The organism is Acinetobacter sp. YH12046 (assembly GCF_013419905.1).
Lineage (GTDB): Bacteria > Pseudomonadota > Gammaproteobacteria > Pseudomonadales > Moraxellaceae > Acinetobacter.
The window spans coordinates 1-24,673 of the sequence record NZ_VOZF01000035.1 but is presented as its reverse complement, the minus strand read 5'-3'; the positions used below and the strand labels follow the sequence as shown (position 1 = coordinate 24,673).

Sequence of the window (24,673 nt, the reverse complement as noted above, 5' to 3'; positions counted from 1 at the left end):
ATGAAATACGGTATTCTGATGTGACAAAACCTGAATCCTGGTCGTTAAAGTGTTTGTTTGCACTCATATTTTAACTGTTAGGACTCAGGTTTTTTTATTTAAAGCAAACTATGGGACAGCAGTGCCTATGTAGGTCGCTTTTTTTATATCCTTTGATTTAAATCAAAAAGGAAATTCATGGATCAGCAACTTTAATAAATTCGCTTTTCGATTAGATTTAATCAGTCAGCCTATTTTTTAAACGTTTTGTTGCAATTTTATCCAGACCAATTTTCTAAAAATAAAACACCGTAGCTAATTTTATTTTGTAATTCTTCCTGATTCAGCTTTTATATAGGAAGGAGAATTTATCTGTAATTTAAATGGAAAAATCCCCCTTTTAAAAGGAGGATTTAAGATGATCCAGCGAATGGAAAGTCTTAGTGACCTGTACCATTAATCGCTTTAGTCATATCTTCCACAACTTTCTTCGCATCACCGAAAATCATCATGGTCTTGTCGTTATAGAACAGGTCATTGTCCAGACCTGCATAACCGGTCGCCATAGAACGCTTAATGACCATGATGGTGCGTGCCTTATGAGCTTCCAGAATTGGCATGCCGTAGATTGGTGAGTTCGGATCGTCTTTTGCAGCCGGGTTTACAACGTCGTTTGCACCAATAACCAGTACTACGTCAGTTGCCGGGAAGTCCGAGTTGATCTCGTCCATTTCCAGAATGTCTTCATAAGGAACATCAGCTTCTGCAAGCAATACGTTCATATGACCTGGCATACGACCAGCAACCGGGTGAATCGCAAAACGTACAGTCACGCCCTGCTCTTTCAGCAAATTTGCCAGCTCTTTTACTGCGTTTTGTGCACGGCCTTGTGCCATACCATAACCCGGTACAATGACAACGCTGTCTGCATTTGACATTAAGAAGCCAGCATCATCTGCAGAACCTGAACGGTAGTTACGTTGCACTTGTGCACCCGCAGCAGCTGTCGGCGCAGCTGCACCACCCATCGCACCACCAAACAATACATTGATGATTGAACGGTTCATCGCTTTACACATGATGTAAGACAGAATCGCACCTGAAGAACCAACCAGCGAACCCGCAACGATCAGCATGTTGTTTTCCAGTGTGAAACCAATCCCCGCTGCTGCCCAGCCTGAGAATGAGTTCAACAGCGAAACTACAACCGGCATATCGCCGCCGCCTACTGGCGCAATCCATACCCAGCCAAATGCCAGCGCAAGACCAGTCATTGCCCAGAAAGATGTCATGCTACCTGTCAGGAAGAAGTGAATCCCTGCTGCCAGCATTGCAATAAAGATCAGAGCCTGAACCGGTTTTACCCAGCCACCTGAAATGGTTTTTGCCCATTTCTTTGCAGCCAGCTTACCGTATGCAAATACAGAAGCAGTAAAGGTAATCGCACCAACAAAACAGCCCACAAACAGTTCAAACAGGTGAACCTTGCTCATTTCATGGAAAGTCACACCATTTGCAGCTAACAGGTCCGGGCCCAATTCAACCAGCTTGTTGTTATGGATAATTGCCGCAACTGCAATCAGTACCGCAGCCAGACCCACCAGTGAGTGCATGAGTGCTACTGTTTCTGGCATCTGGGTCATTGGTACAGTACGTGCACGCGCAATACCCACCACTGCACCCGCAGCCATTGCTGCAAGAATCATCCAGACTACTGGATTTTCAGCAACAAAGAATGTGGTCACTACAGCAATCGCCATGGCGATCATACCGTAGCGGTTACCTGCAATTGCAGTTTTAGGACCAGATAAACCACGTAGCGTTAAGATAAAAAGAACGGCGCCAATCAGGTAGAACCAATCCGCATACTCTCGAATAAATTCCATGGTTTAACCCTCTTTTTTCTTTTGCTTAGGTTTGAACATTTCCAGCATACGTGCAGTCACGGCAAAGCCACCGAAAATATTAATGCTCGCCAGAAATACTGCGATTGCCCCCAGTACACTCACCACGTTAATGGTCTGGAAATCCACGCTGCCTTCAACGCCCACCATTGGCAGACCAACAGTCTGAATCATTGCGCCCACGATAATGATCGAAGACAAGGCATTGGTCACCGCCATCAATGGCGTATGTAGTGCTGGTGTTACCCCCCAAACCACGTAGTAACCCACGAAGATGGCCAGGACGAAAATCGTAATTGTTTCAACCATGAGTCTGCTCCTTAACCACGTTTTAACAGCACTTGGCCGCCGTGAGTGACAAGTAGGGCTTTTTGAATTTCATCTTCCTGATTCAGGACAAAGTTCTTGTCTGCATCAAAAAGTGTTTCAACAAAGTTATAGACGTTACGTGCATATAGCGCTGAAGCTTCAGTCGATACCGTTGATGGAATATTTGGAACACCCAGAATCTTCACACCGTTTTCAGTCACAACAGTTTCGCCGCACTTAGAACCTTCAACGTTACCGCCTGATTCCACTGCCATATCCAGAATCACTGAGCCTGGTTTCATCTTGGCTACAGTTTCAGCACGGATTAAGCGTGGTGCATCACGACCTGGTAACAAGGCAGTGGTAATCACGATATCGGCATTCGATACCGCTTTATCGACAATCGCGGCCTGATCCTTGATGTACTGTTCACCTGGCATCCAGCCATAACCGTTTTTAGCTGCTTCATCAGCACGTGCCTGCTCTTCAGGAGACATCGGTACGTCTAGCCATTTACCGCCCAAAGACTCAACCTGATCTTTGGCAGTCGGACGAAGGTCAGTTGCTTCTACGACTGCACCCAGGCGTTTCGCTGTTGCAATTGCTTGAAGGCCTGCTACCCCGACACCCATGATCACGACACGAGCCGGTTTTACCGTACCTGCCGCTGTCATCAGCATAGGGAACATGCGCTGATATTCAGCAGCAGCTAAAAGCACTGATTTATAACCTGCAAGGTTCGCTTGCGAAGACAATACGTCCATGTTTTGCGCACGTGATAGAGTACGTGGCAAAAGCTCAAGAGCAAATGCAGACACATTCTGTGCCGCGAACTGGTCAAGCTCGGTATTGCGGTATGGGTCAAACATCGCTACAACCGTGGTGTTGGCTGACAGCTTTTGAATTTCCTCACCCTTCGGTGCACGAACTTTCAAAACTATCTGGCTACCGGTGTAGGCATCATCCGTAATTTTGGCACCAACTTGCTCATAGGCACTGTCGATGTAAGCAGCTTTAACACCTGCTCCACGTTCGATCACCACACTATGACCAGCGCTGATCAATTTCTTTACTGTCTCAGGCGTCGCAGCGACGCGATTTTCACCGACGACAGTTTCGGCTGGAATTCCAATCTGCATGAGCGTCCCTCAAGCTAATTTTTTCTTAAGTAAACACCGTGATTTACGGTGCTTCCCCTCAGGATGTGTTTTTGTTGAATTTTTGGATTCTAATTAAACTTCTAGAAATTACTACCTATTATTTATTTAATAAATACCCATATTTTGAACTGACGATTCATAAAAATGATGCTGTCATATAGCATTTATTAGTTCAGCCTGATTATTTTGATTTGCTGAATTTATAAACGATATTCATTCTCTTGAACGATGACTGTTTTCCTGGTTATTTTTTATTAGATTACTTTTTGTTTTATTTTGTTACATTGATCATTCTGACAGATATTTCATTTTTCCTGCTCAGCAAATCTTTATTTCAAATGAACTGATAAAGCCTAAATTAGGGCACTTTTCTAGGGCAGTTTTCTGTTTTTGACCTTTTTGACAAATTTAATCTACTTTGGAATATTCATTTTTAAGATCTAAAAATACTGTTTTCCTATAACTTTTTCATTTTTCACTCATAAAAAATATGAATTAATGATGAAAAAATTGATTTAGGATTCACTTATTTGACTTATTCAGCTCAAGTCTTAAGACTTGCCTGAAATAGGTGAAAAAAATATTCTGCAACATTTATTATATTAATACTCAGTCCACTGTTAGATTTACGAACTCTTCATTTTGCACCAATTTTGGGCAATCACTAATTCAGATGGATCTCTGTCACTTGGTCTTAAATGAGATGACTTAATACAAAGCGCTTCCACGTACATTTTCTTAAGTGAAAAAGTTAAATTTCTAGCGAATTTTCATCTCTTATCAATCCAGAAAAGTACTTTTTTGTGGCATTTCTCTTCTATGAGTTCGAGCACTTTGCACTATTTTTCTACTTTTATCCTGATGGGTTTTCGCCTATAGTGCCTGCAACTTCTGCATCATCTTTGATGTTCTTTATAAAAATTCTCTCTGAGCTTAAGGTACTTGCCATGTCTCCTCCTCTCGATATCAGTCAAAATAAATCCCTGTTATGGCTGATGGCGATCGCATGTGGTTTATGTGCAGGTGCAAACTATTATTGCCAACCGCTTATCTCCTCAATTCAGCAATATTATCAGGTACCAGAATCCCAAGTGGCGCTGACCGTGACCTTTGCGCAGGTGTCTTATGCCTTGGGCCTGCTGTTTATTGTGCCTTTGGGAGACATGCTGAATAAGTCCAGACTCATTCCTTTCTTGATGTTTGGTGCCGCATTAGGCTTGCTGATCTGTGCCACAGCAGTCAACCTGCCGATGCTCTGGGTGGGGACTATTATTGCCGGGCTATTTTCTGTTGCTGCCCAGATTCTGATTCCTTTAGCTACGATGGCTGTCCGACCTGAAAAAACCGGAGAAGTGGTCGGTTTTCTCATGAGTGGCTTATTAGTCGGTATCTTATTGTCGACCAGTATTGCCGGATTGCTTTCAGACCTGTTTCACTGGAAAACCATTTATGCGCTCAGTAGTATGGCACTGCTGGTTTTGGGCTTTTACTTAAAAGGACAATTGCCCAGCATGCCGCGTATGCGAATCAGCTATGCAGCAATTTTTAAATCCATGGGTATACTACTGCGTGAAGAACCGCGACTGGGCTTACGCTCCCTGATTGGTTCATGTGCCTTTGCAGCCATGAGCATGCTGTTTTCAACCATTGCCCTGCTGCTGACCCAGAAACCTTTTCATCTTTCTGATGTGATGGTGGGCCTAGTAACCTTGGTTGGTGTTTTTGGTGCGCTGTCGACTCAGGTTATTGGTAAATGGGCAGATCGTGGCTATATCAAGATCCTGACCTGGATTGGCTGTTCAATTCTGGCAGGAAGCTGGCTATTTTTATATTTTGGTGGCGTGTCCCTGCTCAGTTATATTCTGGGTTATGCCCTGATTAACTTAGGTCTGGCGATTACTCATAGCTGTAATCAGAACGTGATTTTCCGCTTGCGTCCGGATGCTAAATCACGCCTGAACTCTATTTACATGACGCTGTATTTTATTGGTGGTGCCTGTGGTTCAGCTCTGGGGGTATATGCCTGGCATCATGGTGGCTGGAGCATGACCTGTCTGTTTGGACTTGGCTTGGCATTATGTGCCACCCTGTTTGCGCTGATGGATCAATGGCAACAATATCGAGCAAAAGCTTAAACCGATTTAGCTGACTTGTACCACGGGATAGTAAGGTTTACCCGAATCCCAAGTTGCTGCATTTTCCAAAAGGATGCAGATAAAAGTGGGCAGCAACCCGGCCAGAACCCGACAGCTGTCTTGGAGCTGTTTGACGTTAAATGAGCTCTGATAAGTCGCACCGCCCTGCATAAGCTGATGATATAAAGTAGAAAGACGGTTAAAAATCACCAATAAGATTTCAGTTAAATTCCGCTCTTGAACAGCTTTTTGTATTTTCTGTTTTTGCTGATCTAATGCTTCACGACAGCTTTCCAGACTGACTTTATGATGGCGATAATCCCAGAAACCTTGATCGGTATAAGGGCTATCCAGCAGTGTAGAAATTGGCTGGCTGTATTTTTCCCAGACAATATGCTGAAGTTTTTGCTCCACATCTTTTTGACAGAGGGTTTCCAGAAATTGATGCAGGCTTTGTTGATCCTGACGAACCTCTGTTTCTTGTGCATAGATCGAATTAAAACTGATCCACAGGCTAATAAACTTAAACTCTAATTCCTGATCCAACTCTAATGCTTTTTTAAACCAGCTAAGTCCCCGTTGAATCCGTAAATTAAAATAGTCTGAATGCTGAGGTTTTTTGCTTTTATAAATCTCCTCCAACATGAGCATCGTTATTCTCCTTATTTATCTCGTTTTCTTTATCTTAATCTTAATTATCTCAAAATATAGCATTGCAGAATGACTGGGAGTTTATTTTTCAATTCCCACAATTTCTCTTGTTAAATATCTTTATTGGAATGACAGTTATAGATCCTCATGCAGTTCAGCCTTTGGTCATGCAAATTTTATGCTAGTATTACGCCCTATTTTTGCAGTACTGCTTTTTTTTGAGCAGATTTCCAGCAACTCCTGCTTATTCTAGTACTGCTATTTCTCTTCCATTTCATTTAAGGCGTGATTTTGAATGACTGATCTCAGCACCATTGAAAACAAACTTCAACCTCGCATCAGTGTTGCGCCGATGATGGACTGGACGACAAAAGATTATCGTTTCTTTGCGCGCCTGTTTAATCCAAATGTCATTTTATATACCGAAATGGTGACTACGGGCGCCATCATTCATGGCGATGCCAAACGCCATCTGGACTTCAATCAAGAAGAACATCCGATTGTGTTACAGCTCGGCGGTTCTAACCCTCAAGATCTGGCAACTTGTACTAAAATGGCTCAGGACTGGGGTTATAATGAAGTTAACCTGAATGTCGGCTGTCCGAGTGATCGGGTACAGAATAATAAAATTGGTGCCTGCCTGATGGCTGAACCTGATCTGGTCGCAGAATGTATTGATGCAATGCGTAATGCCGTGGATATTCCGGTCAGTGTGAAACACCGCATTGGTATTGATGACATGCATTCTTATGAAGAAATGCTGCATTTTGTGGATACGGTCGCCAAAACCGGTTGCGATAACTTTATTGTGCATGCCCGAATTGCTTTACTCCAAGGTCTTTCACCTAAAGAAAACCGTGAAATCCCGCCACTACGCTATGAAGATGTTTACCGTCTGAAGCAGGACCGTCCGAAACTGACCATTGAAATTAATGGCGGAATTAAAACTTATGCAGAAACGCTTGAACATCTCAAGCATGTCGATGGCGTGATGATTGGCCGCGAAGCCTATCACAACCCGTACCTGTTAGCTGAGCTGGGTCAACTATGGAATCTCGAAGCACCGGACCGTTTTGAGATCATGCAACAAATGCTGCCTTATATTGCCCAACGTATGGCTGAAGGTGCACCATTGTCAATTATTACCCGTCATATTTTAGGTTTATTTCAGAACTTACCAGGTGCACGTAAATGGCGTCAGGCTTTAAGTGGTGGCAATGCCAAAACGCTAAAAGATGTAGAAACAGCATTATTAAATATTCAGGAAGCCATGCAGCGCACTGAAGATTATCTGCGTGAACATCAAGTTCAGCCTTAAAATCAAAAAGCACCGAGACCCGGTGCTTTTTTATGACCTAAAATAAAAATTAGTGGGTATAGGCCGTAATATTTCCGACCGGAATCGGTTCTTCATCATAGGAAGCCGCTTGCAGGACAGGTTCTGTAACTGGACGGACATCTGGCCCGAACTCAATACTGGTAGGTTCATTCACAGGTTCTAGATCATCGAGTGATGAGGCCAGCTGTTCCAGTTCACGATCCAGTTGCTGACGATATTTCTCAATCTCGATTTCATCGATAAAGGCAAAAGCATCATCTTCAATGGCCCAGCTATAACCACCATTCACCTTTGAAATTTTAACGTTAATGGGATATTCATTACCCTGATAATTCAGATGTGAAACTGCTTCAAACTCATTGCCTTTGCGATGGCGGATTTTTACATTTACTACAGTCAGACGATAATGCTGATAATTCGGATTGGCATTAAATTCTTGCTGCATTTGTCCTTGAATATTTCTGGCCAGTTCATCAATCGATACAAAATAGCTGCATCCAGCCAGACAGGCGATCATCAATATCATTATGATTTTTTTCATCCCGCCCCCTTGTGTTCTCTCACTGCTTTACAGATGTGTAAAACTTTTCATCTTTGGATTATTCTGTGATCCATTTTATACTTTTTTTAAATAAATGAATAAATAAATCCTTAGTCTATAAAGTCGTTTTTATTTTTATGTTGTACTGGCTTTTTAACTTCATGGTAAAAAAACCTATAAAAAAGCCCTGAACCAGTCAGGGCTTTAATCGTCATTTAAAACTTAAAAATCATCTTCTGCAGCAGGATCATGGTGCAAGGCATCATGGATCGCTTCAACCAGTTGCTGGGCAATTTCCTGTTTAGAGGCTTTGTCCAGATCACGCTTATCCAGATGATAGTGTTCGGCAAAGAATACCGTCATGGCATTTTCATCGGATGCAAAGCCAATATCCGCACGCGAAACATCATTGCAGGCAATCATATCCAGTTTTTTCGCTACCAGTTTGCCCGCTGCATATTCTTCAATATTACGGGTTTCTGCAGCAAAGCCCACCATAAATGGACGTTTTTCCTGCTGTGCGATGGTCGCTACAATATCCGGATTCTTTATTAAAGCGACATTCAGCTCATCGCCTGCTTTCTTGATTTTATGCTCGGCTACCTGTGCGACACGATAATCAGCTACTGCAGCGGTCGCAATGAAGATGTCACAACCCTGCTCCAGCATTTGCATGCTTTCATTCAGCATTTGCACTGCCGAAGAAACATTTTTACGTTTGACGCCATTTGGGGTATCTAGGCTCACCGGGCCAGCAATCAGGGTGACATTCGCTCCAGCCGCATAACAGGCTGCTGCCAATGCAAAACCCATTTTCCCGGTACTGTGGTTGGAAATATAACGTACCGGGTCAATCGCTTCACGGGTCGGACCAGCCGTAATCGTGACTTGCTTGCCCGCCAGCATGCCAAATTTTTCTGCAATCGCGCGCTGAGCTTTATGGAAATACTCTGTGACCTGACGTGCCAGATCTTCCGGTTCCGGCATACGCCCCAAGCCTACATCACCACAAGCTTGTGAACCGGCATCCGGCATAATCACATGTACGCCATCTTCAATCAAAGTCGCAAGATTACGCTGGGTTGCTTTGGCAGCCCACATCTGCTGGTTCATGGCTGGTGCGACCCAGACCAGTGCATTGGTTGCCAGATACAAAGTGCTGAGCAAATCATCCGCCAGACCTGCAGCAAATTTTGCCAGCGTGTCGCAGCTGGCTGGCGCAACCAATAACAGATCAGCCCAACGTGCCAGCTCAATATGCCCCATGCCCGCTTCAGCTTCAGGATCCAGCAACTCGGTATGTACCGGATTGCCTGACAAGGCTTGAAAGGTTAAAGGGGTAATGAAAGCCTGTGCGCCTTGAGTCATGACAACCCGCACATTAAACCCGGCATCTTTCAGACGGCGAACCAGAATGGCACTTTTATAGGCAGCAATACCGCCAGTGACTGCTAAAATGATATTTTTATGAGGAATTACACTTAGATCAAAGCTCACGAACAGCTTACCTTTCTGTTGCAGTGGGGCTCACAATAGCATTAAATAATTGCATTCCCAAGAGATCAGCTTCAGGGAAAACTCATAATTCATAATAAATAAGTCTAATAACTATGCAATTTTCAATCAAAAACTGGCCTGAACTGGAACGGCCGCGGGAACGTTTAATTCAATATGGGGCAGAAAGTTTATCTGATGCAGAACTGCTGGCCATTTTTCTCCGATCAGGTTCACAACAGCATTCAGCCGTAGAATTAGCCCGGCTACTGATTCAACATTTTGGCCATTTAACTGCTTTACTTGATGCACCTTTAAAAGAAGTTAGCCAGTTTCATGGCATGGGCATTAGCAAATATACCCAACTGATGGCGGTTAAAGAATTAGGACGGCGTTATATTGCCGAGCATCTTAAACAGGATTCTTTAGAATTAAGTAATTCAAAAAGACTACGGGATTATTTACGTTTCGAATTATTGAGTGAAAATCAGGAAGTATTCGCGGTCCTGTGTCTGGACGCCAGTTTAAGGAAAATTGCATTTAAAAAGCTGTTTTATGGCTCTGTGAATGCATGTGATATTTCGATTAATCAGTTGCTCAGATATGCCATTACCCAACAGGCAACTTCAATTGTGATTGCGCATAATCATCCCTTGGGCCAAGCCACTCCTTCTAAAGCTGACCTGTATCTGACCCGCCAGATTCAGCAGGCATGTCGACTGGTCGATATCCGTTTAATTGACCATTGCATCATTGCTCTGGAGGGCAGTTTTTCCTTTGCTGAGCAGCAACTCATCAAACCTGAAGCCTAAGGGGGAATAGCACTTGACAAAGCAGCTACAACTCAAGAAGATCATGAAAAAAAATTGTGATGATTCCAATAAATGATCGTACGTGACCAGCAGAACGTTTTTAAATTATTATTTTCCTGGCGAGGAACGATTTTACCTAAGGTTTTACCTCCTTTAGGCGTGGTCATGCTGATTTCAGCCATTATTGGTGGTTTTTCACGTGTAGGTTATTTTCATTTTCCAGAACTCCCTCTCGTCGGCTTTACCCTCATCGGCGTAGTACTGTCTATCTTTCTCGGATTTAAAAATACTGCTTGTTATGACCGCTGGTGGGAAGCACGTAAACTCTGGGGTATTCTGATTGCCAATGCACGTCATTTTGACCGTGACTGCCGGATGTTGTCTCAAGGCCGTCGTGAACGTGTGATTCAGCACGTCATCGTTTTCGCAAATGTCCTGCGGGACCGTCTGCGCCATCAGACAGCCAATCCGACTGAACTGGTGGAAACAAGTGGGATGAGCCAGCAGGCGATTACTCAGCTCTATCAACAGGCCAATGCACCGCAATATACTTTAAGTCTGATCCAGTGGGAGCTGATGCAGGCTCTCAAAGAAGGTGAAATTTCCGACATCATTTATATGCAGATGAATAATCATGTCGCGGAACTCAGTATTGTACAGACAGGTTGTGACCGGATTGCGACGACTCCCTTACCTTTTGCTTATTCGGTTCTGCTGAATCGTACTGTTTATTTCTTCTGTTTTATTCTGCCATTTAGCCTTGGTGCAACCTTAGGTTTATTCACCCCTTTTCTGGTCGGCATTCTCGCTTATACCTTCCTAGGACTGGATGCTTTAAGTTCAGAAATTGAAGAGCCTTTTGGCACCCAAAGCAATGACTTACCCCTTGATTCTATGGTTCGTACTATTGAAATTGAACTCTTGGGAACTTTAGGTAAACCGACACCACCACCAATTCAGGCTCAAGATAATAATTTGCTATAATTTATAAATAAATGCCTCAGAATTAGCATTTTGAGGTTCTAATTTTTATCTAAAAATTCAAAAAAATATGAAATTAAAACAAAAAATTCAACAAGCGGTGCCTCAACCCATTGTTCGACCATGGTTGGCTTTAGCACTATTTTTACTTTGTGCCATCTTGGCTTTTATAGTGAGTTCATTAGTCCAATCAGAACTTTTTCTCGATCTTCAACGTAGGCCTGTTTTCCATATTTTATTTAGTCTATGTGTTCCCCTCTTTCTGTTTCAGGATCGAGGAATAAATTTAAAGTTTCCTTTTTTTATACAAAAATATTTGATCGATCCTCAACTCAAAAAAGATATGACTGAGCAAGCAGTCCAACATTCACAAGCAATTATTCTGGCTCAACGTACTATTCGTGCAAAATGGTGGCAGGTGAAACAGCCACAGTTATTATTACAACTGCCCAATCATGATCAAGGCATCTGGTTTAATGTAGATTTAAAACAGGTTTTTAATCTTTCGCCTTTTTTTACACTTCAAGTCAAATTAAGTGATGCGATGATTGGGCAACTGATCGATATACATTTTTTGACACGCTCTCATGTAATCATCCAGTTATTTGAAATTTCCCAAAATAATGATTTTTCAATATTCATTGGCACAGAAGTTGGAGCACAAAGAGGACTAGGGAGATTAGAAAAAATCCCATCGGCGCTTATGCTCGACTTATCCCGAATTACACACATAGAAGCCTTGAGAACCTGTCCAGAAAGTCATGACTTACAGTTAACCACAGGTTATGGTAAAACTTATCTCATTCATTCTCATGCAAAATACTTTAAACAATTGGAACTCGCCTTATCCTCACGCATTGATGTGATTGCCTATCGTAAGTTCAAACTTGATCTCAAGATTGATCATCTGTTCATTTCAAAAAAACATCCAAACTTTTATCGAAATTTAGTCCTGACTTCCATCATGCTGTATATCGTCATCATGACTTTAATCACTTCTGAATGGGCCTTATTACTTGTTAATGTCCTCATTCTGCATTTGATGTATAAATTCGCCCAAGATCTTAAAACTGATCCATTCATCAAGATTTAGAATTAACAAAAACTCTCCCAAATCCCGACCTGCCCTGGTTTTAAGCTCGGCACATTCCCCAGTTTAATCCAGGGCATATGGTCACCATGAAAATCACTTCCTATTGATACTTTAAGGCCTTGCTCTGCAATCATCCGGTCGACCATCTGACGGGTTGAACTTGGATCAATAGCGGGCGGCAACTCCACCGCATCTCCACCAAACTTGGCGAAGATCTCGATCAGATAGCGAATATTGGTCGCGGATAAATCATAACGGGTCGGATGTGCCAGCACGGCAAAGCCACCGCTATCATGTATGACCTGAATGGTTTCTTCCAGGCCCAGACCATCAAATTTGACATAGGCCTTTTTACCTTCCTTGATGTACTTATCAAAGGCCTGTTGGGGACGGGTCACAATGCCTTTTTCTACCAGTGTTTTGGCAATATGGGTTCGGGTAACCCGATCAGGAATATTGTCGACTTTGGCAATCACGTCAGCATAAATATCCTGACCTATTAAAGGAACCAGAAGATCACAAATCTGTTTAGAGCGTTCAGCACGAATGATCTTCTGCTGATTGAGGGCTTTTTGTAACGGCTCAGGATTCTGAACATTGAGTGCCACAATATGTACGCCATAATTTTTCTTGGTCGCAGGACGTGACCACTGGCTAGAAATCTCGACTCCAGAAATTATCTTAATCTCATGATTTTTGGCAGCTTCTTCAGCCAACACTAAACCGTCCATAGTGTCATGATCAGTCAGGGCCAAAGTATGGATAAGTTTGTCCGCAGCCGCTTCGACCAATTGCTGAGGACTCAAAGTTCCATCAGAAATATTACTATGTGTATGTAAATCTACGCCGTGCATCTCTATACTATGACATTTATTTGATCAGATTTAGATACTCTAACATGAAAGCACTTTTAGACTTTGTGCCACTCATTATTTTCTTTTATTTATATAAAACTGTAGATCCAAAAGACACTGACCATCAACTTCTACAATTGATCGGTTCTGCGGGGGGTGTCGACAATAACAATATTCTCGTTGCAACTACGGGTCTGATCATTTCCATGCTGGTGGTCTATGGTGCGTTATTTGTCATGCAGAAATTCCGCCTGGACAAACAGCAATGGATCGTTCTGTTTATGACGGTGATCTTCGGTGGGATCACCCTGATGCTCAGCGACGATTTTTATATTCGTCTTAAAGCTGTATTACTGAATCTGGTCTTTGCAGGTGTCTTCCTGTTATCGCCATGGTTTAGCAAAGATAAGAAGCCACTCATCCAGCGTCTGTTTGGTCCGGTATTCAATTTGAGTGCCAAAGGCTGGCTTAAATTAAACTATGCCTGGGTCGGTATGTTTACTCTCATGTCATTTCTGCATACATTCTTCGCCTATTTATGGATGGATGGAAAATATTGGGGCGAATTTACTGCATTCGGTGACATGATCGTGATGTTTTCCTTTATCATTATTCAGTTTATTGTATTGCGCAAATACTTTAGAACAGCTGAATAAGTCCAACTACAAACGATAGAGAGTCATCATGCCATTATTCGTCGTTAGCTGTACCGACCGGGAAGGTACAGTTGAAAAACGCCTTGCGATTCGTCCACAACATCTTGCACGTCTAGAACAGTTAGATGCTGAAGGCCGTCTGATTGTTGCAGGTGCCATGCCTAAAGATCCAGCCAATCCTCAAGCCGGTTTCTATGGCAGCACCATCATCGTTGATTTTGACAGTCGTGAAGCACTGGATGCATGGTTACAGGATGAGCCATTCCTGAAAGAAGGCGTATACGCGCATATTGATGTGAAACCATTTAATAAAGCATTTCCTAAAGGATAAGGTTCATGCGCGCTGTTACCGCCAGTTTCATTGGCTTTTGTTTCATGATTCCTTCTGCCTGGGCTGTTGAAGTTTCTGCTCCAGTTGCCCCGGCTACACAGCCAGCAGCTACTCCTGTCCAAGCTGTTACCACACAAGCACCTGCTCAGGGCGCTTCTGCACAGCAGGCTGGAATTATTCCAGCAGTTGCAACAACTGCTCAGACTATTCAGCCGACTGAGAAAAAGCCGCTCACCGCAGAAGAAATTGCCAAGCAGAAAGCCCAGCAAGATGCCAAAGTCAAAGCTTTAGTCAAAGATCAGGCAACGCGTCTACAGCAACTGGAAAAAGCCAATCTGGAAGCCCTGTCACAAAATCAGGAATTGCAGCTCAAGAACGACAATCTCGGGGTTCAGGTACAGGTCCTGCAAAGTGAACGTAGTGCCCAGATGTTTCTCTACGGCGCTGCAACTTTAGCAGTCGGTGTATTACTTGGCTTTCTGATAGCGAGCTATGTTTATACCAAACGTCGCCGTCAGTGGTAATCTATAAGCCCTCCAAATATCTTTAAGGTTGTACCCGTTTTGTCGCATGCAATTCAAACTGCCAATCTGGGTTGGCAATTGGTGGATGGCATTGATGTGCCTGTGTCCAAGCAATTTGGTGATGTGTATTTTTCCAAAGACAATGGATTGCTGGAAACCCGGCATGTCTTTTTAAATGGTAATGACCTTAGTACCCGCCTGGCCGATTTAAAACCTTTTGCTTATTTCTGTGTCGGTGAAACGGGTTTTGGTACAGGTTTAAATATTCTGGCGTTATGGCAGCTCTGGCAACAGGTTCGTCCGGATAATCAAAGCCATCTGCATGCGATTTCAGTAGAAAAATTTCCGCTTTCTAAAGCAGATTTAGTCCGCGCCTTAAATGCCTGGCCAGAATTGAAACCACTAGCAGATCAACTCATCTCCCAGTATCCAATGCCGATTGCCGGTTGTCATCGTCTCAGCTTTCCTGAAGAGCGTTTCAGTCTGGATCTGTGGCTGGGAGATGCACATGATGTCTTTCCTGTCATTGAAAAAACTGCACCAGTTAATGCCTGGTTTCTGGATGGCTTCGCGCCTTCGTGCAATCCGGACATGTGGGAAGAAAATGTTTTAAATAATATCGTGCGCTTATCCGAGATTGGGACGACTTTTGCTTCTTTTAGCGTTGCAGGTGTCTTAAAACGTGGTTTAAAACAGCACGGCATCTCTATTTCCCGTCCACGTGGATTTGGCCATAAACGTGAAATGCTGAAAGCGATCTGGAATCCTGTTGAAGAAAATAAAGACAGTGAAACGGCTTTAGAACAGGAAATTACTCAAAAAAAAACTGAACCAGATCTAGAGAGTCTTACCAGACCTCGTCAAATCGCTGTGATTGGCGCTGGAATCGCAGGTTTAAGTACGGCATGGGCATTCACTCAACGCGGTCATCAAGTCACGATTTACGACCAGTCAGCGCCTCTTTCAGGCGGTTCCGGCAATCCCCTTGCCCTGCTTAACCCTAAACTGTGTCCAGTTGAGCAAAGTGCCGAACATCTGATGACGGTGGCCTGGCAGCATGCCTTAAATCATTATCAGAAATTTAAAGCTTTTCGCTCAATTCAGGTCAACCAGCTTGCCTTAAAAAATCCTGAACAGCTTTTAGGATTGGCAGATGAATATCCCGCAGAAACTCTTGCTGCTCAAAGTGCAGCAGACCAAGAGATTCAAACTGAATTTCCAGCTTTAAAACTATTAGCAGCGGGCGCAGTTTCACCCCATCAACTGCGTGATGAAATTTTGCAGCATCCTCTTATTCAGTATAAACAAGCCAAAATTAGTCATATTGAGGCTGCTGAACAACCTGAGTTATTTGCAGATCAGCAATCCTTAGGCAAGTTTGATCACATCGTTGTATGTACCGCACGTGATACCCAGCAATTCTTTGAACATTATCCAGTCCTGAAACCGATTCGCGGACAGGTCAGCTGGGTCAATAATCAAGATCAGCCCTTAAATCAGGATACAGCCTATAGTTATGGCGGTTACTGTATGCAGCTCAATCCCGAACAACTGATTTTGGGCGCTTCATTCTATCCAGGCCGGGATGATGCAGAAGTCTTAATAGAAGATCATGTGCATAATTATGAACTTATCCACAGTGTCTTTCCTGAATATGCACAGTTATTCCCATCTACCGAAACCTGGCAAGGTCGAGCGGCAGTACGCGCACAGAGTCAGGATTATTTTCCTTTACTCGGAAAAATGAAGGCAGATGAAGAGATTTACAGTTTTGCTGGTCTCGGCTCTAAAGGCTTTCTGTTTGCGCCATTGTGTAGTGAAATTCTGGCTGCCCAAATTTTGGGAGAAGCTTGCCCAGTACCTTCGAACTTGGTAAAGAAACTCGACGTGACACGTTTTCAAAAGAAGGTAAAAGCCAAGAAGCCTTATTTTAAGCCTCAAGATTAAAGAACTCCTCCCTTTAATAAAGGGTGAGGAATACTGTTCCGCAAGGGAGGGATTTTTAGAAAGAGTGTTAATCCTCCTTTAAAGAAGGACGATTTTGAAGAAATCTAGACAACAAAAAAGCGCCTGACGGCGCTTTTTTTCACAAGGTCAATTATGCACCTTGTTCCAGTGGCATACCTGCATCACGAGCAGCACGAGTACCACCCATCAGAATGACATATTCACGTGTGCTGTCAAAACCCTCTAACTTTTCAGCTGCACGTGGAGCTTTACTCCCACCACCACATAAAATGTAAATCGGTTGATCCGCTGACACCTGAGTCAGGCTATCTGCTGAAAGATCGTTAATGGGCTGATTGACCGCCCCTTTCACGTGTGCTTCAGCATAAGCACTTGCATCTCGTACATCCCAGATTACAGCATTTTCTGGGAACTCAAATGTTGTAATTTCTTGTTTACGGATCATTGCGCACTCCTTTGATGTAAACAACACTTGGCAAATGAAGAAAACATCCCTAGCATCTCAGATATTCTTTCCCTTTGTAAAGGTCTAAACTATGCCTTCTTTCGATATTGTTTCTGAATTAGAAATTTTTGAAGTAAATCATGCAGTTCAAAATACCCAAAAAGAGATTGCAACCCGCTTCGATTTCCGTGGACAGGATGTTTCTATTGAACTGAATGAAAAAAACAAGGAAATCAAAATTAGCACAGAAAGTGATTTCCAATGTGAGCAAGTGTATACCATGCTGGAAAACCATTTCTTCAAACGTAAAGTGGATATTCAGGCACTAGATCCACAAAAAATGACCGCTTCAGGCAAAAATGTAGTTCAAGTGATCAAGCTTAAAGATGGCCTTGACTCTGATACTGCGAAAAAAATTAATAAGGCCATTAAAGAAAGTGGTATTAAAGTGCAATCTTCAATTCAGGGTGACAAGATTCGTGTGACTGATAAAAAACGCGATACCTTGCAACAAGTGATGGCATTCCTGAAAGAACAACAATTCGGTCTGCCTTTACAGTTTAACAACTTTAAAGACTAAGATATTTCAACGTCTGTAGATGGAATTATGGCAAAGAGCAACCGACTGACCAAACTGGTCAAAGCGACATCAAGATTACCGCAAGGTATGCGTACTGCTTTATTGAGTAAGACTTTTGGCCGAGTAGTTCCGATGGTTGGCTCTGCCAAGATTCGCTATCAGGAAATCAGTGCTTCCAAAGTCGTGGTAAGTATGGCCAATCATAAGGTCATGCAGAACCATATCGGTCAGATTCATGCCTGTGCCATGGCACTGCTGGCAGAAACAGCGACCGGTTTTGTGACTGCGATGAATGTGCCTGACAGCGCAGTGGTTCTGATTAAAAGCCTAAAAGTGGACTTTAAGCGTCCAACCAAAGGTGCCATGACTGCGGTGGCTACGTTGACTCCTGAACAGCAGCAATTGATGCAAAGTTCAGAAAAAGGTGAAACACTAGTACAAGTTATTGTAACTGATGAATCTGGTGAAGCACCGATTCAATGTGAAATGCTCTGGGCTTGGATTGCCAAGAACCAGTTGAAGCCAGGCTAATTTCAATACAGACAAAAAAATCCCAGATTATTGATCTGGGATTTTTTTATTTCATGAATTATGAGTTCTGCTGAGATTCTGCAAATTTCTGTTTTGCTTCATCTGGAATTGGACGTTTATTGCCTTTGACATCTACTGCGACAAAGGTAAATACCCCTTCAGTCACGCGTACAGGTGCACGTGAGTTATCATGACTGTCCCATACTTCGATTTGCATCTGGATTGAAGTATTACCGACTTTTAGAATTTTGGTATAGCAGCTAATGACATCGCCGACTTTCACAGGAACCAGGAAGGTCATCTGGTTAATCGAAATCGTTGCACAGCGTCCTTTACTAAAGCGCTCTGCATGAATTGCTCCCGCCAAGTCCATTTGTGAAACAATCCAGCCACCAAATACATCTCCACTCCAGTTGGTATCCGCAGGCATTGCAATCGTCTGCAGGGAAAGTACTCCCTCTGGTTTAATATGAGAATCTGTCACTTGAACTCCAGGCTTTTTAAATTAGGATTGAGCATTATTTAACTGCTGATCAAGCCACTTTTGTAGTTCGCTTGAACGTAATGCACCGCTTATTCTAGCAATTTCATTGGTTTTATTCATCAAAACCAGCGTCGGAATACTACGTACATTAAATGCTGAGCTTAATCGCGGATTGGCTTCGGTATCAATTTTAGCAAATACCACTTGTGGATTTTCTTTTGCTACAGCAGCAAAATGCGGTGCCATCATTTTACATGGACCACACCAGTCTGCCCATAGATCAATCAGGATGGGAAGATCACTATGGGTGACAAACTGACTAAAGTTCTGTTCATTTAGCTCAATCGGCGCTAATGGAACTAAAGCTTGATGACACTGACCACATGCTGGATCGGCCGTTAATTTTTCTTCAGGCACACGATTTTTAGCCTGGCAATTCGGGCATACAATGATCATCTAGCGCACTCCAATATGTTGATGTAAGAATTCTAATTGGGTCGAGACTGCTTTTTCAAACCATTCACCATGATAAATATCAAAATGCCGCATATTCCACTCATGATATTGTACAAATGGTGCAATATTGGTTGCGGTTTCCCGACTGGCTTCAATGGGAATCAGGCTGTCTTGTTGTGCTGCGATAAACAGAACAGGAATAGTGATTTTGCGGACTTCCTGAATAGGACGATATCGCATCAATTTAAAGAATACCCGGGCTGGGATATGACCACTCCAGTAATAATCTGGATTCACAATGGATAGATATCCTTCATAACTGTCTTGTGTCGGCATAAAACAGAGTTCATGACGATCAACCACCGGCAAGGTCTTGGGCGCCATTCCTACCTTTGCCCCCATATAATCCTGACTGGAAATCTTCAGGGCTTTGGGCAATTGCTGCAAAGGATAAAGTTTGGCACTTTCTGCACCATCAACAAAGGGTACCTGTACCATTACCGCCTGAATATTTTTTAGTTCTGCGGCCAATGTCAGTACATGCCCGCCACTTAATGCCGTTCCCCATAACACAATCCGTTTGGCATCAATCGATTTACGTGCCTGCAAATGCTGGATCATGGTACGCCAGTCTTCAAGCTGAGCACCGATCGACACCAATTCACGCGGACGCCCGGTACTGCCTCCCCAATAGCGATAATCAAACAGAACCACCGCATAACCTGCACTGGCAAAACGTTGGGCATATTGCACCAGTTTAAAATGACGTAAAGCCGCTAGGCCATGAGCCATCAGGATCACAGCTGGTTTGTCAATCTGTTGAGGACGATAGAAATCCGCAGCAATCACTTCCTGACTGTTTTTGACATACAGTGGTTCGACTGTATAGGCGTACATACGCGCTCCATTGCGTTATTTTATAGTTGTAATCGTTTATAAATTTTTCAGAACTAGGCCATCATGTTTTCAGCTTAATGCTATCATAAAGCATATCAAGATAAATGACATAATGGAGTGACACCATGAGCGAAAATGTAGGCTTTGCTGGCCAAATTGGTCCTGAACATATCTCTCAAGTAGTTGAAAAAGGTTTTAAATCAATTATCAATAATCGTCCGGATATGGAAGGTGGCCCTGAACAGCCAACCAGCGTACAAATTGAGGAGGCTGCTCGTAGTGCAGGTCTAGATTATGTCTTCCAGCCAGTAGTTGCTGGCCAGATTACCGAGCTTGATGTGCGCACCTTTGCTAACCATTATAACGAATTACCAAAGCCGATCTTGATGTTCTGCCGTACAGGAAATCGCTCTAATAATTTATATCAGCTGGCGAAACAGATGGACCTGCTGGATGGCTAAGGTATTTGGGGGAAATGTACTTTTAGTCAACATCTCCTTTTAGTTTCAGAGCTCGACCTATGAATAAATTCTTACTGGTTATATGTTGCAGTCTTGCATTGATGGGTTGTAGTTCAATGCATTTTAAGCCTACTGTGGGTGTCAGTATGGGAACTTCTGTTTAACTTTTAAAAAGAAGTTCTCAAAAAAAACAGCGCCGAAGCGCTGTTTTTTTATTAATTAAGAATATATTCTTTTTTACGTACTTTTCCATTTGGTGCAGTAATACTTAAAATCAGACTATCACGTTCATCACAGTCTTTAAGCTTATATTCATAATAAACTTGAGAACTTGTTTTAAAGCTATTAGGAGTTAAAAGATTAAATACATTTGGCACTGTAGCATTTCCGCTCCATAACTCTGCAGTACATGATTTTTCATTGTCTTTAGTATTATCTTCAGCAGTCACTGATACTACTGTTCCTGTTGGCATTGGTACTGATTGAGCATTATTACCAAAAACATTAAAACTGAATTTAGCTCTATCTGTAATTTTCTCATCTACTACAGTAGGGGTGTCGTAGCTGAAAGCAAATATCAACTGTTGACGTATTACTGCTTGCAAATTCTGATTACAAGTACCTTGTATATTAGGCTGTGTGATACTACTTGGTGTACAAGTATTACCGATGGCACCTCTCTTATATAAAAACTCACCAAGCGCATTTTCAAAGATATTATTTTCATTATCATCACGGAAAAAATCACCAATATTACTAGTTAATTCATCAATACCCGCTGTATATAAATTATCTGAGTTCTTGTCGATATAAGATTTATCTCCTTCAACATACGCTAATACTGTTACACGATTGTCAGCAGGACGTGGATCTTGTGTTTGTAATTCCACACTACATTCGCCATTTACAGTTGAACAGTTAGGTGTAATACTACCACCCTCTGTATTAAAACTTACGACTGTACCATCTGGTACTTTATTTCCTACACGATCACGTAGTCGAGCTGTGATAGTAGCTTTATCCCCATCTACATTCCACTGTAAAGCATTTTTACTTACAGAAAGACTAAAACCATTTTGTGTTACACGGCCTGTTGCTACTGAAACATCTTTAGATAATGCAGTAACCTGTGAGTCACTTACTAAAGTCGCCTTAATTTCTACAGGGCCAGGAATACTTCCTGGGAATACATCAACAATAACTCGCCCTTGATCATCAGACTTAATTATTTTACTTGTTTTATTATTTAAAGAAACAAATGAAAAATCATTTGGTGCGTAAACTAGCTCAACGTTCACATCCTGATTACGTGCAGGAATGTTGTTTGAATATACTGTAAATTCAACTTTTCCAGATGAACTTGATCCACTACTTAGAATGCCTAATTTTAACTCTCCAGAAGTATAAACTATGGAGTTTGCCTTAATCGCATTAATATTCACATTTTGAGTTGTAGTGACAGCCCCATTGTTTGCTAAAAGTGTTAATTTTTGAGTACCAGTACATAATTGACCACCGCTTGAAATAGCAGTATAGATAGTTTCAACAATCCCTTGATTAGAAAAAATTTCATTCGTGCTAAATGTTCCACATTCAGCTTCAAAGTTAACCTTAATATTGTTTAAAAGTACACCAGTATTTTTATCAACAGTATTTGCAGTTAATCTAACTGAGCCACCCGCTTCAATTGATGTACTTTCTAATTTAACGTTATCAAACTTAGTTTGTAATTGACCAATAGTGAAGTTTGTTGCCGCGGATTGAGCAGTATTTTCATTCATCTCAGCTGCAGCTGAAATTTTATACGCACCTGTTATTTGATCATCAACTGGTTTAATTGCAATGACAGCGACACCATTCATATCTGTCAATACAGAAGCATTGCTAGTACTAAATGCAATTCCTTCACCTGAAAAAGTAACTAATACACCACTTAAAGGTGATTTATTTTCATCTGTCACTTTAACTTGCGCAATAGCACCAGCACTTGTAATTACTGTAGTTATTTTGCCATTCTCATCAATGATTTCTACATTACTAATATTAAGTTTAGAAACTTCAGGATTTTCAATACCATTATCTGAACCTCCCCCAGTATTACCGGAATTTGATCCACTATTATAATATCCGTCACTACCACCACCGCCGCAGCCGGCCAACATTAGTGCAAAAGTAAGAGCAGATAACTTCATACTTAATTGTTTACTAATCATTTAAATCCCCAAATCCCTCTATCTTTAGAGTTTGTTATCAATCTTTATTTAATTATGCATTATGTAACCACAGTTAAGCTTTTATGTAAATAAAGGTAAGCCAAATGTTTTGTATGCTAGCTTATAGCAATCAAATAAATTTGATAAGAGCAATAAATGTACGATTTAATCATTATCGGCGCAGGCACAGCAGGAATTAGTGCTTATAAAGAAGCTATTAAATATACCCAAAATATTTTAATTATTAATGCCGGTTCATGGGATACAACATGTGCTCGTGTAGGCTGTATGCCGAGCAAGCTTCTGATTTCTTCTGCTAACCGTATGCATGAGATAAAAACTGCAGAAAATCTCGGATTACAGCATGATGCCGTAATAAATACCTCCACCGTTATGGATCGCCTGCATAAGCTTCGTGATCATTATATTCGGGCCACTTTAAAAGAAGTAGAACAATGGGATTCAACTCATAAGGTATCAGGGCACGCAAAATTTACCAATGCTCAAACAGTCCAAGTAGACGGAAAATCTTATCAAGCTAAAAGTTTTATTATTGCAGTAGGCTCTCGACCAAATTTTGATGCTACCTTAAAAGATGAACTAGGCGATAAACTCCTGACATCTGATGAAATCTTTGAACTTACACAGCTACCTAAATCCTTAGCAGTGATTGGTAGTGGTGTTATTGCAATTGAATTGGCTCAAGCCATGCAACGTTTAGGGGTACGTACTACTATGTTTGCTCGTAGTCAGAAAATAGGTGCACTCACCAGTCCAACTCTACAAGCTTTGGTTAGAGAGCAATTAAATAACGAGCTGGATATCAAATTTAAAACTTTACCTAATCAAGTCAAACTCCTTACTGATCAGGTAAAAATTGACTATATAGAGAATGATCAAAAACAAAGTCTTGAAGTAGATTATGTACTCTCAGCTACTGGACGTAGTTCTAATTTAGATCGATTAGGTTTGGAAAAAATTAATCCTGAATTCCAAGATGTTAAAAAGCTACCTATTAATAAAAAAACCAAGCAATTAGAAAACTTGCCTATTTTTATTGTTGGCGATGCAGCCCCTGATGTCCCAATTCAACATGAAGCTGCCCATAATGGTAAAGAAGTGGTCCAGAACTGCTTAAATTTTCCAGATGTTCAGCCTATTTCTGCCCTAACTCCTTTGGCAATCGTATTTAGCCAACCAGAAATGGCGATTATTGGACAAAGTTTCAAACAGCTAGAAGAGAAAAATACGGAATATATTAGAGGCTTTGTATCTTATGAAAGACAGGGACGCGCGTTAATTCTTTCAGAAAATAAAGGTGGGGCTGAAGTATATATAGATAAAATGTCAGGAAAATTATTAGGTGCTGAATTATTCTGCCCTCAAGCCGAACATCTAGCACACATACTAGCCTGGATGATTGATGCAGAACAAGATATTCATCAGATTTTGGCAAAGCCTTACTATCATCCGACTTTAGAAGAAGGGCTGAGAACAGCATTTAAACATGCTCGTCGTCAGCTTGATCAACAGGAAGTAATTGACAATTCTTAAATATATTAAAGAAGTATTGATAGATAAAATTTAATTACTTCAAACAATATGGTGCAGCTAATAGCTCTGAAGTTTTGGCTGCACCTTGTTACTCTTTAACTCATTTTTTAGATCAGAAAATATCAATAGAAAAAGTTGTAAGCATGAAACCCCACGCATAAAAAAAGCCCCCTGCGTGAGCAGAGGGCTTTTTAGGAATAATGAGCTGGCGATGACTTACTCTCACATGGGAGACCCCACACTACCATCAGCGCTAAGAGGTTTCACTTCTGAGTTCGGGAAGGGATCAGGTGGTTCACTCTTGCTATGGTCGCCAGCACA

The 24,673-nt window shown here is 41.9% G+C and carries 25 protein-coding genes and 1 rRNA gene; 13 read left to right on the top strand and 13 right to left on the bottom strand.

What is annotated here, in order from left to right; translation table 11 throughout:
- Positions 1–419: 419 nt before the first annotated feature.
- From FTU03_RS14165 to FTU03_RS14155, 3 genes are read right to left on the bottom strand one after another with little or no spacing between them, the layout of a single operon-like run.
- Positions 420–1,865, bottom strand: coding sequence for an NAD(P)(+) transhydrogenase (Re/Si-specific) subunit beta (locus tag FTU03_RS14165; RefSeq protein WP_159123084.1), 1,446 nt, complete (start codon positions 1,863–1,865; stop codon positions 420–422).
- A gap of 3 nt (positions 1,866–1,868) precedes the next feature.
- Positions 1,869–2,192, bottom strand: coding sequence for a proton-translocating transhydrogenase family protein (locus FTU03_RS14160; RefSeq protein WP_004783638.1), 324 nt, complete (start codon positions 2,190–2,192; stop codon positions 1,869–1,871).
- A gap of 11 nt (positions 2,193–2,203) precedes the next feature.
- Complete coding sequence (locus FTU03_RS14155) at positions 2,204–3,331, bottom strand: Re/Si-specific NAD(P)(+) transhydrogenase subunit alpha (protein ID WP_034170850.1); 1,128 nt, start codon at positions 3,329–3,331, stop codon at positions 2,204–2,206.
- A 968-nt stretch (positions 3,332–4,299) separates the two neighbouring features.
- On the opposite strand from FTU03_RS14155, the gene FTU03_RS14150 reads away from it, so the two are divergent.
- A complete protein-coding gene (locus FTU03_RS14150; protein ID WP_179993319.1) occupies positions 4,300–5,487 on the top strand; it encodes an MFS transporter in 1,188 nt (395 codons plus the stop codon).
- 6 nt (positions 5,488–5,493) lie between these two features.
- On the opposite strand, the gene FTU03_RS14145 is transcribed toward FTU03_RS14150, so the two are convergent.
- Positions 5,494–6,138: a HEPN domain-containing protein gene (locus FTU03_RS14145; protein ID WP_179993320.1), complete on the bottom strand. Its 645-nt coding sequence runs from the start codon at positions 6,136–6,138 to the stop codon at positions 5,494–5,496.
- A gap of 295 nt (positions 6,139–6,433) precedes the next feature.
- On the opposite strand from FTU03_RS14145, the gene dusA reads away from it, so the two are divergent.
- Positions 6,434–7,456, top strand: coding sequence for a tRNA dihydrouridine(20/20a) synthase DusA (gene dusA, locus FTU03_RS14140; RefSeq protein ID WP_159123087.1), 1,023 nt, complete (start codon positions 6,434–6,436; stop codon positions 7,454–7,456).
- Between the two features lie 49 nt (positions 7,457–7,505).
- Here dusA and FTU03_RS14135 read toward each other — a convergent pair whose 3' ends face one another.
- Both FTU03_RS14135 and coaBC read right to left on the bottom strand, forming a co-directional pair.
- The gene (locus FTU03_RS14135; protein WP_179993321.1) at positions 7,506–8,018 is read right to left on the bottom strand and encodes a hypothetical protein; all 513 of its coding nucleotides are present in this window, start codon (positions 8,016–8,018) and stop codon (positions 7,506–7,508) included.
- A 222-nt stretch (positions 8,019–8,240) separates the two neighbouring features.
- Entirely contained in the window at positions 8,241–9,515 is a 1,275-nt protein-coding gene (coaBC, locus tag FTU03_RS14130) for a bifunctional phosphopantothenoylcysteine decarboxylase/phosphopantothenate--cysteine ligase CoaBC (RefSeq protein WP_179993322.1), read from the bottom strand.
- A gap of 113 nt (positions 9,516–9,628) precedes the next feature.
- Here coaBC and radC point away from each other — a divergent pair, with 113 nt between their 5' ends.
- The 3 genes from radC to FTU03_RS14115 all read left to right on the top strand — a co-directional run bounded on the left by radC (position 9,629) and on the right by FTU03_RS14115 (position 12,398).
- Entirely contained in the window at positions 9,629–10,324 is a 696-nt protein-coding gene (gene radC, locus FTU03_RS14125; protein ID WP_179993323.1) for a DNA repair protein RadC, read from the top strand.
- 72 nt (positions 10,325–10,396) lie between these two features.
- On the top strand, positions 10,397–11,308 hold the full coding sequence (locus tag FTU03_RS14120) for a bestrophin family protein (RefSeq protein ID WP_004783652.1): 912 nt from the start codon (positions 10,397–10,399) through the stop codon (positions 11,306–11,308).
- Positions 11,309–11,375: 67 nt separating this feature from the next.
- Complete coding sequence (locus FTU03_RS14115) at positions 11,376–12,398, top strand: hypothetical protein (RefSeq protein ID WP_159123092.1); 1,023 nt, start codon at positions 11,376–11,378, stop codon at positions 12,396–12,398.
- A 2-nt stretch (positions 12,399–12,400) separates the two neighbouring features.
- Here FTU03_RS14115 and FTU03_RS14110 read toward each other — a convergent pair whose 3' ends face one another.
- On the bottom strand, positions 12,401–13,252 hold the full coding sequence (locus tag FTU03_RS14110) for a PHP domain-containing protein (RefSeq protein WP_159123093.1): 852 nt from the start codon (positions 13,250–13,252) through the stop codon (positions 12,401–12,403).
- A 44-nt stretch (positions 13,253–13,296) separates the two neighbouring features.
- Here FTU03_RS14110 and FTU03_RS14105 point away from each other — a divergent pair, with 44 nt between their 5' ends.
- The 4 genes from FTU03_RS14105 to mnmC are packed head-to-tail and all read left to right on the top strand — an operon-like array spanning position 13,297 to position 16,710.
- Positions 13,297–13,908, top strand: a complete 612-nt coding sequence (locus FTU03_RS14105) for a septation protein IspZ (RefSeq protein WP_005233839.1) — start codon at positions 13,297–13,299, stop codon at positions 13,906–13,908.
- Positions 13,909–13,936: 28 nt separating this feature from the next.
- On the top strand, positions 13,937–14,239 hold the full coding sequence (locus tag FTU03_RS14100) for a YciI family protein (protein ID WP_004783657.1): 303 nt from the start codon (positions 13,937–13,939) through the stop codon (positions 14,237–14,239).
- 5 nt (positions 14,240–14,244) lie between these two features.
- Positions 14,245–14,763: a hypothetical protein gene (locus FTU03_RS14095; protein ID WP_179993324.1), complete on the top strand. Its 519-nt coding sequence runs from the start codon at positions 14,245–14,247 to the stop codon at positions 14,761–14,763.
- A 39-nt stretch (positions 14,764–14,802) separates the two neighbouring features.
- On the top strand, positions 14,803–16,710 hold the full coding sequence (gene mnmC, locus FTU03_RS14090; RefSeq protein WP_179993325.1) for an FAD-dependent 5-carboxymethylaminomethyl-2-thiouridine(34) oxidoreductase MnmC: 1,908 nt from the start codon (positions 14,803–14,805) through the stop codon (positions 16,708–16,710).
- Positions 16,711–16,861: 151 nt separating this feature from the next.
- On the opposite strand, the gene FTU03_RS14085 is transcribed toward mnmC, so the two are convergent.
- The gene (locus tag FTU03_RS14085) at positions 16,862–17,176 is read right to left on the bottom strand and encodes a rhodanese-like domain-containing protein (RefSeq protein ID WP_179993326.1); all 315 of its coding nucleotides are present in this window, start codon (positions 17,174–17,176) and stop codon (positions 16,862–16,864) included.
- A gap of 91 nt (positions 17,177–17,267) precedes the next feature.
- Between FTU03_RS14085 and FTU03_RS14080 the strand changes: the two genes are divergently transcribed.
- Together FTU03_RS14080 and FTU03_RS14075 are read left to right on the top strand one after the other, a co-directional pair.
- Positions 17,268–17,756: a YajQ family cyclic di-GMP-binding protein gene (locus FTU03_RS14080; RefSeq protein ID WP_004783667.1), complete on the top strand. Its 489-nt coding sequence runs from the start codon at positions 17,268–17,270 to the stop codon at positions 17,754–17,756.
- A gap of 27 nt (positions 17,757–17,783) precedes the next feature.
- On the top strand, positions 17,784–18,287 hold the full coding sequence (locus tag FTU03_RS14075) for a DUF4442 domain-containing protein (protein ID WP_179993327.1): 504 nt from the start codon (positions 17,784–17,786) through the stop codon (positions 18,285–18,287).
- 58 nt (positions 18,288–18,345) lie between these two features.
- On the opposite strand, the gene FTU03_RS14070 is transcribed toward FTU03_RS14075, so the two are convergent.
- The 3 genes from FTU03_RS14070 to FTU03_RS14060 all read right to left on the bottom strand — a co-directional run bounded on the left by FTU03_RS14070 (position 18,346) and on the right by FTU03_RS14060 (position 20,124).
- Positions 18,346–18,717 (bottom strand): acyl-CoA thioesterase, encoded by a 372-nt coding sequence (locus FTU03_RS14070; RefSeq protein WP_171523022.1) that lies wholly within the window; start codon positions 18,715–18,717, stop codon positions 18,346–18,348.
- 75 nt (positions 18,718–18,792) lie between these two features.
- The gene (trxC, locus tag FTU03_RS14065) at positions 18,793–19,227 is read right to left on the bottom strand and encodes a thioredoxin TrxC (protein ID WP_004783672.1); all 435 of its coding nucleotides are present in this window, start codon (positions 19,225–19,227) and stop codon (positions 18,793–18,795) included.
- The gene (locus FTU03_RS14060) at positions 19,228–20,124 is read right to left on the bottom strand and encodes an alpha/beta hydrolase (RefSeq protein WP_179993328.1); all 897 of its coding nucleotides are present in this window, start codon (positions 20,122–20,124) and stop codon (positions 19,228–19,230) included.
- A gap of 125 nt (positions 20,125–20,249) precedes the next feature.
- Between FTU03_RS14060 and FTU03_RS14055 the strand changes: the two genes are divergently transcribed.
- Positions 20,250–20,585 carry a TIGR01244 family sulfur transferase gene (locus FTU03_RS14055; RefSeq protein WP_179993329.1) on the top strand — a complete coding sequence of 112 codons (336 nt, stop codon included), beginning with the start codon at positions 20,250–20,252 and terminating at the stop codon, positions 20,583–20,585.
- Between the two features lie 215 nt (positions 20,586–20,800).
- Here the strand turns inward: FTU03_RS14055 and FTU03_RS14050 are convergent, their stop codons facing one another.
- Positions 20,801–22,798: a hypothetical protein gene (locus FTU03_RS14050; RefSeq protein WP_179993330.1), complete on the bottom strand. Its 1,998-nt coding sequence runs from the start codon at positions 22,796–22,798 to the stop codon at positions 20,801–20,803.
- Positions 22,799–22,954: 156 nt separating this feature from the next.
- Here FTU03_RS14050 and FTU03_RS14045 point away from each other — a divergent pair, with 156 nt between their 5' ends.
- Positions 22,955–24,352: a dihydrolipoyl dehydrogenase gene (locus FTU03_RS14045; RefSeq protein WP_179993331.1), complete on the top strand. Its 1,398-nt coding sequence runs from the start codon at positions 22,955–22,957 to the stop codon at positions 24,350–24,352.
- A gap of 203 nt (positions 24,353–24,555) precedes the next feature.
- On the opposite strand, the gene rrf is transcribed toward FTU03_RS14045, so the two are convergent.
- Positions 24,556–24,670, bottom strand: a 5S ribosomal RNA gene (gene rrf, locus FTU03_RS14040).
- Positions 24,671–24,673 lie beyond the last annotated feature (3 nt).